Annotated in this window: 12 protein-coding genes; 5 read left to right on the forward strand and 7 right to left on the reverse strand. The window is 71.3% G+C overall.

Features of this window, described 5'->3' with window-relative positions; translation table 11 throughout:
• Positions 1 to 386: 386 nt before the first annotated feature.
• Positions 387 to 2,663 carry a S9 family peptidase gene (locus tag IG98_RS0113975; protein WP_030911187.1) on the reverse strand — a complete coding sequence of 759 codons (2,277 nt, stop codon included), beginning with the start codon at positions 2,661 to 2,663 and terminating at the stop codon, positions 387 to 389.
• Positions 2,664 to 3,078: 415 nt separating this feature from the next.
• Here IG98_RS0113975 and IG98_RS0113980 point away from each other — a divergent pair, with 415 nt between their 5' ends.
• Positions 3,079 to 3,660: a TetR/AcrR family transcriptional regulator gene (locus IG98_RS0113980; RefSeq protein WP_030911190.1), complete on the forward strand. Its 582-nt coding sequence runs from the start codon at positions 3,079 to 3,081 to the stop codon at positions 3,658 to 3,660.
• Between the two features lie 110 nt (positions 3,661 to 3,770).
• On the opposite strand, the gene IG98_RS50465 is transcribed toward IG98_RS0113980, so the two are convergent.
• The gene (locus IG98_RS50465; RefSeq protein WP_157594319.1) at positions 3,771 to 3,998 is read right to left on the reverse strand and encodes a hypothetical protein; all 228 of its coding nucleotides are present in this window, start codon (positions 3,996 to 3,998) and stop codon (positions 3,771 to 3,773) included.
• A 117-nt stretch (positions 3,999 to 4,115) separates the two neighbouring features.
• Here IG98_RS50465 and IG98_RS0113990 point away from each other — a divergent pair, with 117 nt between their 5' ends.
• The gene (locus IG98_RS0113990) at positions 4,116 to 5,429 is read left to right on the forward strand and encodes a serine/threonine-protein kinase (protein ID WP_051752066.1); all 1,314 of its coding nucleotides are present in this window, start codon (positions 4,116 to 4,118) and stop codon (positions 5,427 to 5,429) included.
• Positions 5,430 to 5,452: 23 nt separating this feature from the next.
• Here the strand turns inward: IG98_RS0113990 and IG98_RS0113995 are convergent, their stop codons facing one another.
• Positions 5,453 to 6,352 carry a LysR family transcriptional regulator gene (locus IG98_RS0113995; RefSeq protein ID WP_030911195.1) on the reverse strand — a complete coding sequence of 300 codons (900 nt, stop codon included), beginning with the start codon at positions 6,350 to 6,352 and terminating at the stop codon, positions 5,453 to 5,455.
• 71 nt (positions 6,353 to 6,423) lie between these two features.
• Between IG98_RS0113995 and IG98_RS0114000 the strand changes: the two genes are divergently transcribed.
• On the forward strand, positions 6,424 to 7,314 hold the full coding sequence (locus IG98_RS0114000; protein ID WP_030911197.1) for a dihydrodipicolinate synthase family protein: 891 nt from the start codon (positions 6,424 to 6,426) through the stop codon (positions 7,312 to 7,314).
• A 458-nt stretch (positions 7,315 to 7,772) separates the two neighbouring features.
• On the opposite strand, the gene IG98_RS0114005 is transcribed toward IG98_RS0114000, so the two are convergent.
• Together IG98_RS0114005 and IG98_RS0114010 are read right to left on the reverse strand one after the other, a co-directional pair.
• The gene (locus IG98_RS0114005) at positions 7,773 to 8,594 is read right to left on the reverse strand and encodes an isocitrate lyase/PEP mutase family protein (protein ID WP_030911203.1); all 822 of its coding nucleotides are present in this window, start codon (positions 8,592 to 8,594) and stop codon (positions 7,773 to 7,775) included.
• Positions 8,591 to 9,382 (reverse strand): cytochrome P450 family protein, encoded by a 792-nt coding sequence (locus IG98_RS0114010; RefSeq protein WP_030911206.1) that lies wholly within the window; start codon positions 9,380 to 9,382, stop codon positions 8,591 to 8,593. Before IG98_RS0114010 ends, IG98_RS0114005 begins: the two co-directional genes overlap by 4 nt.
• 152 nt (positions 9,383 to 9,534) lie before the next feature.
• Between IG98_RS0114010 and IG98_RS0114015 the strand changes: the two genes are divergently transcribed.
• Positions 9,535 to 10,428 carry a LysR family transcriptional regulator gene (locus IG98_RS0114015; RefSeq protein WP_030911210.1) on the forward strand — a complete coding sequence of 298 codons (894 nt, stop codon included), beginning with the start codon at positions 9,535 to 9,537 and terminating at the stop codon, positions 10,426 to 10,428.
• A 118-nt stretch (positions 10,429 to 10,546) separates the two neighbouring features.
• Here IG98_RS0114015 and IG98_RS0114020 read toward each other — a convergent pair whose 3' ends face one another.
• On the reverse strand, positions 10,547 to 11,281 hold the full coding sequence (locus IG98_RS0114020) for a CTP synthase C-terminal region-related (seleno)protein (protein ID WP_051752067.1): 735 nt from the start codon (positions 11,279 to 11,281) through the stop codon (positions 10,547 to 10,549).
• Between IG98_RS0114020 and IG98_RS0114030 the strand changes: the two genes are divergently transcribed.
• Positions 11,274 to 11,666: a hypothetical protein gene (locus tag IG98_RS0114030; protein ID WP_211263973.1), complete on the forward strand. Its 393-nt coding sequence runs from the start codon at positions 11,274 to 11,276 to the stop codon at positions 11,664 to 11,666. The two genes, IG98_RS0114020 and IG98_RS0114030, sit on opposite strands and share 8 nt — an antisense overlap.
• Here IG98_RS0114030 and IG98_RS0114035 read toward each other — a convergent pair.
• Positions 11,609 to 12,970: a serine hydrolase domain-containing protein gene (locus IG98_RS0114035; protein ID WP_030911219.1), complete on the reverse strand. Its 1,362-nt coding sequence runs from the start codon at positions 12,968 to 12,970 to the stop codon at positions 11,609 to 11,611. The two genes, IG98_RS0114030 and IG98_RS0114035, sit on opposite strands and share 58 nt — an antisense overlap.
• Between the last annotated feature and the right edge of the window lie 151 nt (positions 12,971 to 13,121).

Consider the following 13,121-nt stretch of genomic DNA (forward strand, 5'->3'; position numbering starts at 1 on the left):
GGATCAGCAGCGTCGTCAGGCGACTGCGGTAGGCCGGCACGTCCGCACCCTACGGATCTCCCACTGGGGGTCGAACCGGGTCTTGGTCCGCTCGGTGTACTTCTTCACCTGCGACGGATCGGCAATGCCGAGCTATTCGGCTCACAGACGCGGTCACCAGGGCTGCGCAACTGCTGGGAGTTCGTGGTCGCCACACTGGCCGCGGCCCGGGTGGGCGGGGCGCCGGTGCGTGCTTCGCATTCGGCCACCAATGCCTTCCCGATTTGAGTGGCCGGGCGGGAGCGATGGTTATTACGGGTTGTCACGCGAACTTGCCGGTCAGCCGCATGAAGGTCGTTAAGCCACGTTAGGCGAGTAGTCCCCGGCATGCCTGAGCGTGGCCGCGCTCAGGCGAAGAGTTCGCCGAGCAACTCGGGGCCGATGGGGATGGGGGCGGGGCGGTAGGCGGGTGGCCGCGTGCCCATCAGCTCACGCACCAGGAAGTCCCAGCAGCGCTTGCGGACGTAGGCCAGGCAGTCGATGAACGTGTGCTCGGCCCCGGGCACGATGAGCAGCTCGAAGTCCTTGTCGGCGGCGATGAGCCGGTCGGCCAGCCGCAGCGTGTGGTCCGGGTGGACTTGGTCGTCCATTTCGCCGTGGATGAGCAGCAGCTTGCCGGTCAACCGGTCCGCGAGGTCCACGTTGGAGGCACGCGCCCAGGCCTCGGGGTTGTCCGCGCCGTCGTAGGTCTCCACGAAGCCCAGGTTGAAGTAGCGGGCGTCGTGCGAGCCGGAGAGGGCGACCCCGGCCTTGTACACCTCGGGGAAGTCCAGCATCGCCCGCGCTGCGGCGAACCCGCCCCCGGAATGGCCGAAGGCGCCCACCCGGTCCAGGTCCATCCACGGCCGGGTCTGGGCCAGCTGCCGCAGCGCCGCGACATGGTCCTCCAGGCGGCCCGCATCGGCCAAGTGGCCGTAGGAGGCGTCATGGAAGGACTTGTTCCGCCCTGGGGTGCCTCGCCCATCCACCGCCACCACCACGAAACCCAGCGCCGCGATGGGTTCCGCGTCGAGGCCCATCCCGCCGGGGTCGAAGCACGGGGTGACCCGGTCGACCTGTGGGCCGGGGTATACGTTGTCCACCACCGGGTAGCGCTGGGCGGGGTCGAACCCTCGGGGCCGGTACAGCACCCCGTAGATGTCCGTCACCCCGTCGGCCGCCTTGACGCGGAAGCGTTCCGGCGGTGTCCAGCCGGTGGCGGTGAGCTTGCTGATGTCGGCGCGCTCCAGCTCGACCAGCACCCGCCCGGACCAGTCACGGACGCGGGACACCGGCGGGGTGTCGACAGTGGAGGCGGAGTCGATGAAGTACTCCATGGTGTCCGGCATGGTGACGATGTGGTCCAGGTCGTCGTCGGTGACCTTGGCGAAACCTGAGCCGTCCAGGCCGACCCGGCACACCGTACGCCGGTACGGATCCTCCTCGACCAGCCCGGCGGCGGTGAAGTACACCACCCGCTCGGCCTCGTCGACGCGCAGGATCTGCCGCACCGCCCACTGCCCGGAGGTGACCTGCCCGAGCAGCTCGCCGGTGCGCAGGTCGTACCGGTACAGGTGGCCCCAGCCGTCCCGCTGCGAGTACCACAGCACCTCGTCGGCCAGCACCCGCACGATCGGCGGCTCGTACATCCACTGGTTGGGCTCCACCCGGGTGGCCCCGGTCTCGCTGAGCACGGTGGTGACCTCGCCGGTGGCCGGTTCCAGCCGGTGCAGGGTGAGCGTGCGCAGGTCGCGGGGCCGGCCGAGGTAGTACACCGCCGAGCCGTCCGGATCCCACCACGCCCACTTGGCCATGATCGGCGACAACTGCGGCATGAGCAGCGGCTCGGCCTGCGCGCGGACCACTGTGCCCCCGGCGACGTCCAGCACGACCAGCTGGGCCTGTGGCATGTTCTCGTCCCCGGCGTAGGCATACCGCTGGGTGCGCAGGAGGGGCGCGCCGCCGTCGGCGGGCCTGGCCTCCACGAGGTGGGTCTGCCGGACGCCGCGCTCATCGGTCCGATGCGCCAGCACCTTCGTCGAGTCGGGCGACCAGGCCACCACGGGAGGCAGGTGCGGCAGGCCGAACTTGCGCAGCAGGGTGCCGTTGCTCGTGCAGTCCGGGCCGGAGCCGTACCGGTAGTCGGGCTCGCCGTCGGTGGTCAGCGCCCACTCGCGGCCGTCGGACAGCGAACGCGCCCACAGGTCGTGCCCCCGCCGGGACACCGCGACCTTCTTGTCGGGTGACGGCACCTCCAGCGGATTGCCCGGCGGCGTGAACTCGGCCCGCTCGCAGGCGTAGCTGTCCAGGCGGCAGCGCCAATGCTCGCCGAACGCGTCGAACTCCACGGCGTTCCCGGCCGGTTCGATGGCCATGAACGGCAAGGCCTCAGGGTCGACCTGCTGCCCGGAGGCGGCGGCCAGCGCGGCGGCGAGCAGGGCGTGGTCGAAGGCCGGCTCGCGGGTGCCCGCCGCCGGGTCGACCAGCATGAACCGCCTGCCGACGCCATTGCTCACCGCGTACCAGAAACGGGCGCCTCCGTCGATCCACTGCGGCCTGACCTTGTCGGCGATGACGAGCTCGCCAGGGCGGGCGGGTCGGCGAAGGAGTTGCTCCGCGGCCTGGTAGTCCTGAGTGGTGCTCATTCTTTTTGTCCTTCCTCAGTGTTGGTTTTGGGCATGGTGATGCCACGGTGGTGCCATAACGGCAGGGCTGATGAGGGGTTGGGAGGGCTCAGGCGAGGGCGCCGGCCGTCTGGCGAGCCGGGTGAGGCGAGGTGGGCACGGTCGGTGCCGCGTCGGGGTCAGGCGCGGCGGATCTCGACTCGGGTGTCGTGGGTTGAGGGTGGGTGTGCCAGGCGCGGGCACCTATCGGGCGCGGGCTCCGGTATCAGTCGTCGATCGCCTGCTCTCAAGGGCCGCCTTGTCGAATCTCAGTGAGCGGATGTTCCGCCACGAACATCGGAACGGCACGGTCCGTGCCGAATGGGGGCGCGATCAGTCTGGATGCGTCCCGTCGCATTTGTCAACACGGCACGTGCCGTACCAATAAGATGGCGGCATGACCATCGGCCCCCCCGAGCGCGCCGTCGCCCGCACCAAAGTGATCATGCAGGCCACGCTTGCCCTGGCCCAGGAGAGCGGCTATGCCAAGCTGAGCATTGAAGCGGTCGCCGCGCGCGCCGGCGTCGGCAAGCACACGATCTACCGCCGCTGGCCCTCGAAAGGCCTGCTGTTCCTTGACTCGCTGCTGTCGCTGAACGAGCCCGCCCTCAACTTTCCCGACACCGGCGATGTCCTGGCCGATCTACGCCAGCAGGCTTACGCGGCGGTAGACCTGCTGGCCAATCCACCGTGGGGCCCGCTCTACCAGGCCCTGGTGGGCGAGGCGCAGCATGATCCCGCGGTCGCCGCCGGCCTCGGCGAACGCTTCATCCGCCCGCAGACGGATAGGACCATCGTCCGGCTCAAGGCAGCCCAAGACCAGGGGCAGGTCTCGCCCGGCCTCGATCTCGACCTGGTCATGGCAATCCTGTCCGGACCTCTGTACTTCAGACTTCTGATCACCCAGGAGCCCATGACCCATGACTACGTCGATCGCGTCTTCGAAGCCATCTTTACCGGCCTGAGCCCGAGGCATTGAGCCGGCCATACGCCCGGTATCGCAGTAGCCGTCGGTGACCAGCCGCAGGGTTCGTGCCTTATGGCCGGTGCGCAGGTCACAGAAGTCCAGCGACGTCCCGCGCAGGGTGATCAAATACCGCCCGTCAGGGATGATCTCGGCTGAAACAGGGTGTGGCGGGCCTCGTGACTGCCGGGTTCCAGGCTCGCCGCGACGACCGTGAGCCGTTTGGCGGTGAGCGGATCGGTACGGCGCATCGCGGTGGCCAGTCCCGCCACACGGGTGCCGACAGCCTGCTCCAGCTGTCCCGGCGTGTTCGCCGGGGACGACCAGGCGCAGGAATGTCCGGAGAAAATCATTGAGCCTGCTGGCAAGGAACGGGGCACCGGCCGGTGGCTCGCGCCAGGGAACCGAGTGGGCCGCAGCGGCACGATGCGGCAGGGGCGACGTTACGCGACGGCCTTTAGAGTCGGGGCGTGGAGGATCTCAATCGGCTCCTGGCCGGCCGGTACCGGTTGACCGGGCTGCTGGGGCAGGGCGGTATGGGGATCGTCTGGCGTGCCCACGACGAGCGGTTGGGCCGGGAGGTGGCCGTCAAAGAGCTCCGGCTGCCCGAGCACCTGGACGCCGCCCAGCGGCAGATCCAGATCGCGCGCCTGGACCGGGAGGCACGCGCCGCCGCCCGGCTGAAGCATCCCGGCATCATCACCGTCCACGATCGGATCACCGGCGAGGACGGGCGTCCCTGGATCGTCATGGAGCTGGTGCGTGGCCGGTCGCTGGCCGACCTGCTGCGGGCCGAGGGGCCGCTGCCGCCCGCCCGGGTCGTCCACATCGGATCGCAGATGGTGTCCGCGCTGCGTGCGGCACATCAGGCGGGCATCACCCACCGGGATATCAAACCCGCCAACGTACTGTTGGAAGGCGATCGCGTCGTCCTGACCGACTTCGGGATCGCGGTCGTCGACGGTGAGGCGGCCTTGACCCGTTCGGGCGTGCTGATGGGGACACCCGCCTTCATGGCTCCCGAACAGGTGCGGGGCCTTGCGGCCACCGCCGCTTCCGATCTGTGGTCGTTGGGCGCGACCCTGTACACCGCCGTGGAAGGCCGCCCCCCGTTCGGCGGCGCGAGTCCCGGGGAGGTCTTCGTCGCCATCATGACGGAGAACCCCGCCCCGGCCGTGCACGCCGGTCCTCTCGAATCGTTGCTCGACAGCCTGCTTCGCAAGGATCCGGCCGAGCGACCAACCGCCGATCAACTCCACACGCTGCTGGCCCGGCTCGCGCCGGAAGGTCAGGAACCGGCTTTCCCCGTCCGTGCCCAACCGCCGATCCCTGGAAAGGGTCCCGCGCCGCGCAGGCGAGCCGCCCTCATCGCGCCGACCGTCGCGGCCCTGTCCGTTCTTGCGGTGGCCGCGCTGGTGATCGGATATGTGACGCTCGGGGAAGCCGACGCCATCTACGAGGCCAACGTGCGCGCCGCTCGGGACCTGGGAGCGCCCGCCGGTTTCATCCAGATCTCCGAAACCGACGCCGGAGACGGAAGGGTGCGAAAAACGTTCACCGCATGCTCCACCTCGTGCCCTGTCGGCCCGGCGGCTGAGAGCGCACGTCAATGGCTGAGGTCGAAGCCCAGCGTGCGGCAGGTCGGCACTGTCGGCCTCGATGACTGCGTCGACGCGAGCGGCTGCGTCATCCCGGTCCTCACATACCGCCGGCCCGAGCTCTCCGACGCACGGATGTTCTTCACCGCGGATGGTCGGCTTCTCTTTGAGATCAAGGTCGGCTGACAGCCAGGACAGACCCGGTGTGTTCAGCGGCCGAGGAAGGCGCCGGTGGAGGCGCGGATCGCGGATACGAACGCGGCTATGGCCGGGTGGGTGGCGGCGCCTTGCCGGTAGGCGATGTGGGTCCGTCTGCGGATGGACAGCGGGATGAGGCGGACCCCGGCGGGGGGCTGCGCGGCGGCCAGCTGCGGTACCAGCGAGACGCCTTGCCCGGCCGCGACCAGTGCGAGCACGGCGGCGAAGTCGTCGGCGTGGTGACGCGCCCGGGGCGTGAAGCCCGCGCTGCGGCAGACGTGCAGCGTAACGGTGTGGCAGAGGGTGCCGGGGCTGGCCATGATCCAGGCGGCGTCTCGCACCTCTCGGAGCGGTCCGGCCTCCTCGGCCGCGGGTGCGGTGCCGGGCACGGCGAGGAACACCGTTTCGTCCAGCAGCGGAACCGTGTCCAAAACAGGATCCGGCTCGATCGGCACGACGTCGTAGTCGTGCAGCAGCCCGACGTCGAGTCGCCGCTCGCGCAGGGCGTCCGGCACGGTGACCGGGTCCAGTTCGGTCACCGTCAGTTCGAGCTCGGGGTGCCGGTGACCCAGTGCGACCAGCGCCGCCGGGAGGAACGTGCGGACCGCGGTCGGGAAGGCGCCGATGCGCAGTGGGCCGGACAGGCCGGTGGCCAGCGCGGCCAGCGCGGCCGTCGTCTGTTCCAGCGCGGTGAGGACCACCTCGGCGTGCTGTACGAGAATCCGACCGGCCGTGGTGAAGGTGACGCGCCGGCCGGTGCGTTCCAGCAGTGCTACGCCCGCTTCTCGTTCCAGTGCGGACAGCTGCTGGGAGACCGCCGAGGGGGTGTAGGTGTGCGCCTGCGCGACGGCGGCGATCGTGCCGAGGCGGGAAAGGTCGCACAGCAGGCGCAGGCGGCGCACATCGAGCATCAGCACAGCTTACGGTTCTGTTCAGGGATGTGAACTGGACCTTACCGATTGACCTGCCGGATGCTGAGACCATGACGCTTACCGGTGTGTACGTACCGCTGATCACCCCGTTCGACGCCACCGGTGCCGTGGCCCTCACCGCGCTGGAAGCCCTGGCGCACGAGGTGCTGGACGCCGGCGCGTCGGGCGTCGTGGCACTGGGCACCACCGCCGAACCGGCATCGTTGACCGTCACGGAGCAGCGTGGCGTCGTCGATGTGATCTCCCGGGTGTGCCGTGAGCGCTCGGCCCGGCTTATGGTCGGCGCCGGCACGGTGGAGGCGGTGAGGGCACTGTGTGGGCGCTCAGAGGTGGTCGCCGCGCTCAGTGTGGTGCCGCCGTTCCTGCGGCCCGGCGAAGCGGGGATCATCGCGCACTTCGCGGCTCTGGCCGCGGCCAGCCCCGTCCCGCTCGTCGTCTATCACGTCCCGTACCGGACCGGGCAGCACCTGTCCGCCGACGCCGTCCGGCGGTTGGCCGATCTTGCCGGTGTGGCCGGCATCAAGTACGCCGTCGGCGGAATCGACGCCGACACCATCGAGCTGCTGGCAGACCCGCCGGCCGACTTCGCGGTGCTGGGCGGCGACGACGCCTTCATCTCGCCGCTGCTGGCCCTTGGTGCACACGGCGGCATTCTGGCCTCGGCGCACTTCGCCACGGCACGATTCGTCGAGCTGGTCGACGCATGGCACGCCGGCGCCACCTTTCGGGCCAGAACGCTCGGTCACCGCCTCGCCGCCATGTCGAGCGCGATGTTCGCCGAGCCCAACCCCACGGTCATCAAGGCGGTCCTGCACGCACAGGGGCGCATCCCGACCGCCGCGGTACGGCTGCCGCTCCTGCCGGCCGCTTCTGGCAGCGTGCGGGCGGCGTTACGGCACGTTGACGCCGAGCGTGGGACGCTCGCCGAGGCACCGGGCTGACAACCGCGTGGATCCGCGCCGGGCACGTGGTGCGTGAGCCGGGAGGTCCGCCCGTCCGGGTCGACCTGCAGCATCAGGCTGTCAGGTGGTTCCAGCCGGCCCCAGGCCAGTGTCCGCTCTCCGTGCGTCCAGATCGCCGTCGGACACTTCTCGTCCCGGTCAAGGTACAGGCACCAGTTCCAGGTGAGGTCACCGATGTGCCGGAATCCGGTCGCCGGGAAACTTCGGGCGGCCAGGCTCTGCATGGCGTGTAGCGCCGTGGGGTCGGTGTACTCACGGCGTCGCATGGCCGCCATGCTGCCCGCTCGGCCCCCGAGCGGGCAACGCGATTATCCGGCGCTCGGCGGCCTTCGCGCCGCCAGACGGGGTCGAGGTAGACGCGCTCGGCCCCGGCCGGCGGCAAGAGGTGTCGACGGGAGCCGGCCGGGCAGGGTGGTGGCCAGGTCAGGGGGACCGGCTCACACCTCTTGGATCGGACTTCCTCCACCGGCCTGCCTGACATCCAGCCGGTAGCGGTGCAGTGCCTCGACCTGCTCGTAGGACGGGACGCCGACGGTGAGCGGTTCACCAGCGGCCACGCCCAGCGCCGTGGTGACGGCGGCGTGCAGTGCCGCCCGGAACAGCAGTGACCCATAGCTGATCCGGGCCACGCCCAGATCGGCCAGCCGTCGCACCGGCACGCCGGGCCGGACGAGCACGTTCAACGGCACCCCGGTCCCGGCCACCAGCGCCTCGATGTCGTGCTCGGTGCTCGCACCCGGCACGAACACCCCGTCGGCGCCCGCCTCGGCGTAGGCGCGGGCCCTGGCCAGTGCCACTGCCCGCGCATCCGGCAGGCCCAGCCAGAACGCGTCGGTCCGCGCGTTGAGGAACACCCGGGGAACCCGTCGCTTGACGGCGGCGATCAGTTTCGCCTGCGCCGGGGCATCCGCCAGGCCGGTGCCGCGCCCGTCTTCGAGGTTGATCCCCGCCACTCCCAGTCCGGCCAGTCGCGCCACCAGGTCGGCCACCTGGCCGGGCGTCTTGCCGAATCCTGCTTCGATGTCCACGGTCACCGGGATCCCCAGCCCCGTGATCGTCCGTGCCAGCGACAGCGTCTCCTGACGTGTCGCCCGCCCGGCGTCCGGTTTGCCCGCGGCGGCGGCCACCCCCAGGCTTGTCGTCCCGATCGCGGCGAACCCCGCCCGTGCCAGCGCCGCCGCGGAGGCGTGGTCCCATGCACAGGGCAGCAGCAACGGCTCATCCGCGTGGTGCAGCGCCCTGAACCGCTCGAACGTCATCGGGCCACCGCCTCGACCGTTCCGGCCGCCAGCGCCAGTGCCACCCGCCTGCCGGGGCAGGCCCGTGGCCCCGCGCCGAACGTCAGGTGCGACAGAGCCCGCGGATCCCGGTTGGCCGCCGCGATGTCGAGCACCACGGCCCTGCCGTCGCCGGGTGCCCTGCGCCGCAGCGTCCGGACCGGAGGATCGTCGCGCAACGTCTCGTCGAGCAGTTCCTCCACCGTCTGCTCCACCGACTGGGACGCCGCCGCCCTGGCCAGCGCGCCGCGGACCAGCCCGGCCGTGGGGCCGCATGCCTGGGCGAGCAGTCCCGCCAGCACGGCCAGCCGCTCAGGAGCCGGATCGCCCAGGAGCCGCGCCAGCCGCATCACCCCCTCATCGGCGGCCTTGGGGTCCGCCTCTTCGCGTCCCGGAAGGTAGGCCGGGGCGAGCGCCGTGACGGCCTGCACGGCCAGTGGCCCGTCCTGGGCCGGCACTCCCAGCGCGACGGCCAGCACCAGCACCGGAACCAGCTCCGGGGGGCAGGGCAGCGGGCCGGCGTCCTGTGAGGCGAGCCGGAACGCCTCGGCGCGTAGCGCGTCGGGGTCCAGCCCGGCCAGCACCGCCTCACCGGCGGCCCGGCGCCCGGCGTGCGTGGATCCCTCGGCGAAGCGGCCGACCGCGCCGCGCAACCATGCCACGCTCAGCGCGAACGGCGGCCGCGGTACGGGGTCGACGGTGAATCGGGGATCGGCCAGCACGGCCTGTACCTCGGCGTGGCCGCTCACCACCAGCGAGTCAGATGTCATGACCGGCAGGCTAGGGGCCGGACGCTTCGGCGTCCGCCGAAGTGTCGGGGTCCGACCGGCAGACGGTTCCGGGGCTTCGGCTCCTCACGGGGCGGCCATCGATAGATCAGAAGCCTCAAAGATGGATATTTTAGCAGCTAGAATTTCCAGCTATGGAACTGAGGCAGCTCGAATACTTCGTCGCGGTCGCCGAGGAGCGGAACTTCACCCGGGCGGCCGAGCGGGTGCACATCAGCCAGTCCGGGGTCAGTGCCCAGATCCGCCAATTGGAACGTGAACTCGGCGCCGAGCTCTTTGACCGGTCGGCGCGCACCGCCACCCTCACCGTCGCGGGAAAGGTCGCGCTCGAACACGCCCGCGCCGCGCTCGCCGCCGCCGGAGCCCTCGGCCAGGCGGTGGGCGAGGTGACCGACCTGATCCGGGGCCGGCTCACCGTCGGCATGGTCATCGGCTGCACCGTCACGCCGCTGTTCGACGCCCTGGCCGCGTTCCACCGGGCCCATCCCGGCGTGGAGATCTCCCTGCTGGAGGACAACTCCGACCGGCTCGTCGAGGAGGTGCGCGCCGGGACCGTCGACCTGGCTCTCACCGGGACCGCGACCGCCGCCCCGGAGGGGGTGAACGCGTTGACGATCATCAGCGAGCGGCTCGTCGCGGCGGTCCCCGCCGGGCATCCCCTGGCCGGGCGGCGCCGGGTCACCCTACGCGACCTGGGCGCTCACCCGCTCGTGTGCATGCCGCCGGGCACCGGCCTGCGCGCGGTGTTCGACCAGGCCTGCGCCGCGCAGGGCCTCCAACCGGTGATCGCGCTGCAGGCCAGCGCCGCCGAGGCCATCGCCGACCTCGCCATCCGCGGGCTGGCCGTCGCCATCCTCAGCGAGTCGATGGCCGCGCACCACCGTGACCGGCTCACCGCCCTGCTCATCGACGACGTCAAAACACCCGCCCTGCTCACCCTGATCTGGAGGAGCACGCACAACCCCGCCGTGCGTGAGTTGCTCGCCCACAGCAGGCGGGCGTTCACGCAGGGGCAGACCGCGCCGTAGCGCTCCCGGAATCCTCGGCATCACCCGGAGCCCCGTGAGTCGCGGGCGTCCACGGCACCCTGTCCTGGGCGGTCCACCGGCGATTTCGCATGAGAAACGGCGTCAGAAGGCGGTGCGCTCACGACCGCCGGTCATGCCCCCGCACAGGTCCGCCGCGCGCGGCCGACGTGGCCCTGCTGACGGACGCCGAGGCGAAGGCGCCGATGACCGGGTGCGGACGGCGTCCGTCGCCGGCCAGTTCCGGCTGGAAGAGGGTGGCAAGGAAGAACGGGTGCTCCGGCAGCTCCAGGACCCGCACCAGCCCCGCCTCGTCGTGGCCGGTGAAGCGCAGCCCACCCGCCTTTAGGGCGGGCACGTGGTCGGGGTTGGGGCCGAAGCTGCAGTGGTACCTCTCCACGGTCTTCTCTGCGCCGATGATCCTCTCGGCCAGCGACCCCGGCTCCAGCCGGACGGTGTTCTCGTGGCCTGCCAGCGAGCACGCCAGCGGTAGCAGCAGGAAGTCCCCGGCATCCGGATCGTTCTCGGCATGGGCGACGGGCATGTCCAGCACATTGCGCGCGTACTCCAGCAGGGTGTGCTGGAAACCCCCGCAGGTGCCCAGGAACGGGATGCCGTGCTCGCGGGCGGTGCGGACGGCGTTCAGTGCGCCGGCCTCGCTGCGATACGGGCTGCCGGGCAGCATCCAGATGCCGTCGAACCCCTCAAGGCCGGCGGTGTCGGTCGTGGGGATCCAGTAGGCGTCCAGGTTCAGCCCGTCGCGCTCGCGCAGCGCCTCCAGCAGCGCGGGGATGCGGGTGTGAGACTGGACGGCCGATGACTTGTCGCCTACCAGGGCGATCCTCGCGGTGGTCACGCCCCGATCCTGGCCCGGCTGCCAGGGTAACGGCCTGGCACTGAGCGACCTGACCGACGCGCTGTGGCTGCGGGCGCCGGTCGCCGTACCGGTGGAGCGGTTGCGCGAGCTGGTCGGCGGGGGAAGGTTTCGCGCCGCGCTGCGCTACGACGGCGAGGACCTGCACACGGTGTTGAATCTGGCCGCCGCGGGGAACGGACTGGTCCTGCTGCCCGTCTCGGCGGCGGCCGGAGTGCCGCGGAGGGTGCCGCTGATCGCGCCACGGGTGGTGCACCGGGTGGAGGTCCTGTACGCCGAGCCCGCGGGCCAGGCCGCCGCGCTCGCCGCTCAGCTGCGCCAGCCGCCCTCGTCCACCCCGCCGGGCACCTCCGCCCGCGGATCGTAGGGGGTGCGGGTGAAGACGAAGGTGTTGAGATCCAGGTGGCTGGGTGAGCCGTCGGGCCCGCGGACCACGCGCAGGGTCTCACCCGCGTAGTAGCCGTCCAGTCCCAGCCAGGTCCCGTCGGCCTGGGCGGCGAACCGGGAGGCCCGGCCGGTGCCACCGACCGGGTCGAGACAGACACCGCCTTCGGGCAGCAGCCGCAGCACGTACGCGCTGGGCCCCCAGTACCACGGGCCGGTCAGCTCCAGCAGGCCCGCGCTGTCGGCGACGGGCACCCACTCCTCGGGCAGGCGTGGCTCGTGCTGGTCGAGGATCGCCAGCAGGTCGGTCAGCAGGCCGCGGCCGACACCCGAGGTGGAGTTGGCCATGAACAGCACGCCGACCCTGTCGGACGGATCGGCCCACACCGTGGCCAGGAAGCCCGGCATGGAACCGGTGTGGCCGGCCAGGCGGCGGCCGTTCGCGCGGGTCAGCTGCAGTCCCAGACCGTATCCGCCGGTCCAGGCGTCGCCGTCGTCGACGGTCGCGGGTTCGCGCATCTCGGCCAGGGTGGCCGGGGCGAGCACGTCGCCGGTGTCGCCGGCCACGAACGCCGCCCACCGGGCAAGATCGGCGGGGGTGGACCACAGCTGCCCGGCGGGAGCCATGGCGACCGCGTCATGCTCGGGCTCGGGCAGCAGTACGTCCGCCCAGGGGTGTACGGCGTAGCCGCACGCGTGTGGCGCGCGCGGCCGGGGCGTGGTGTCGCGCATGCCCAGCGGCCGCAGGATCTCCTCGTCCACGGCCTGCGCCCAGCTCACGCCACGATGGCGGGCCACCAGCTCGCCCAGCAGGGCGAAACCCACGTTGGAGTAGTGGTAGCGGCGCCCGGGACGGTGCTTGGCGGCGTCGGACCCGAGCGCGGCGACCAGTTCCTCGGCCGGCATGCCCGGGGTCCGCTCCCACCACTGGCCCGGTGACTCGGCGCTGAGCCCGGAGGTGTGCGACAGCAACTGGGCGACGGTCACCTCACCGACGCCGATCCCGAGACCGGGGACGTGCTTGGAGACCGGGTCGAGCAGATCCACCCTCCCCTCGTCGCGCAGGCGCATGACCACGACCGCGACCAGGCTCTTGGTGATCGAGCCGATGCGGTACTGGGTGAGGGGGGTGGGGACGGCCCCCTCCACCCGGCCTCGCGCACCGAACCAGGCGAGCCCCCCGTCGCGCACCACCGCGGCGGTCAGCGAGGGCAGGCGCCCCTGGGACTGCTCCACCGCGACCCTGCGCAGCAGCGCGCGAGCCGTACTCTCCAAAACCGCCGACATGAGATGAATCCTCCCCGACACGACACGAAGTTCCCCCAGGTTAGTGCCGCCCGGGCCTGGAGGGTTCCGCCTGAGTGATCGCCGGGTACAGCTCGCGCTGATCAGTATGTACCCCGGCCTGGTCGTCGATGTCCTGCTGCGGGCGCCGGTC

The organism is Streptosporangium amethystogenes (assembly GCF_000721075.1).
GTDB lineage: Bacteria > Actinomycetota > Actinomycetes > Streptosporangiales > Streptosporangiaceae > Streptosporangium > Streptosporangium amethystogenes.

Bases quoted from the DNA above. Each gene is read 5' to 3' on its own strand.
- IG98_RS50465 (WP_157594319.1), bottom strand. From the start codon at position 3,998: ATGATTTTCTCCGGACATTCCTGCGCCTGGTCGTCCCCGGCGAACACG.
- IG98_RS0113995 (WP_030911195.1), bottom strand. From the start codon at position 6,352: ATGCTCGATGTGCGCCGCCTGCGCCTGCTGTGCGACCTTTCCCGCCTC.
- IG98_RS0113975 (WP_030911187.1), bottom strand. From the start codon at position 2,663: ATGAGCACCACTCAGGACTACCAGGCCGCGGAGCAACTCCTTCGCCGA.
- IG98_RS0114000 (WP_030911197.1), top strand. From the start codon at position 6,424: ATGACGCTTACCGGTGTGTACGTACCGCTGATCACCCCGTTCGACGCC.
- IG98_RS0114035 (WP_030911219.1), bottom strand. From the start codon at position 12,970: ATGTCGGCGGTTTTGGAGAGTACGGCTCGCGCGCTGCTGCGCAGGGTC.
- IG98_RS0114015 (WP_030911210.1), top strand. From the start codon at position 9,535: ATGGAACTGAGGCAGCTCGAATACTTCGTCGCGGTCGCCGAGGAGCGG.
- IG98_RS0114005 (WP_030911203.1), bottom strand. From the start codon at position 8,594: ATGACGTTCGAGCGGTTCAGGGCGCTGCACCACGCGGATGAGCCGTTG.
- IG98_RS0114010 (WP_030911206.1), bottom strand. From the start codon at position 9,382: ATGACATCTGACTCGCTGGTGGTGAGCGGCCACGCCGAGGTACAGGCC.
- IG98_RS0113980 (WP_030911190.1), top strand. From the start codon at position 3,079: ATGACCATCGGCCCCCCCGAGCGCGCCGTCGCCCGCACCAAAGTGATC.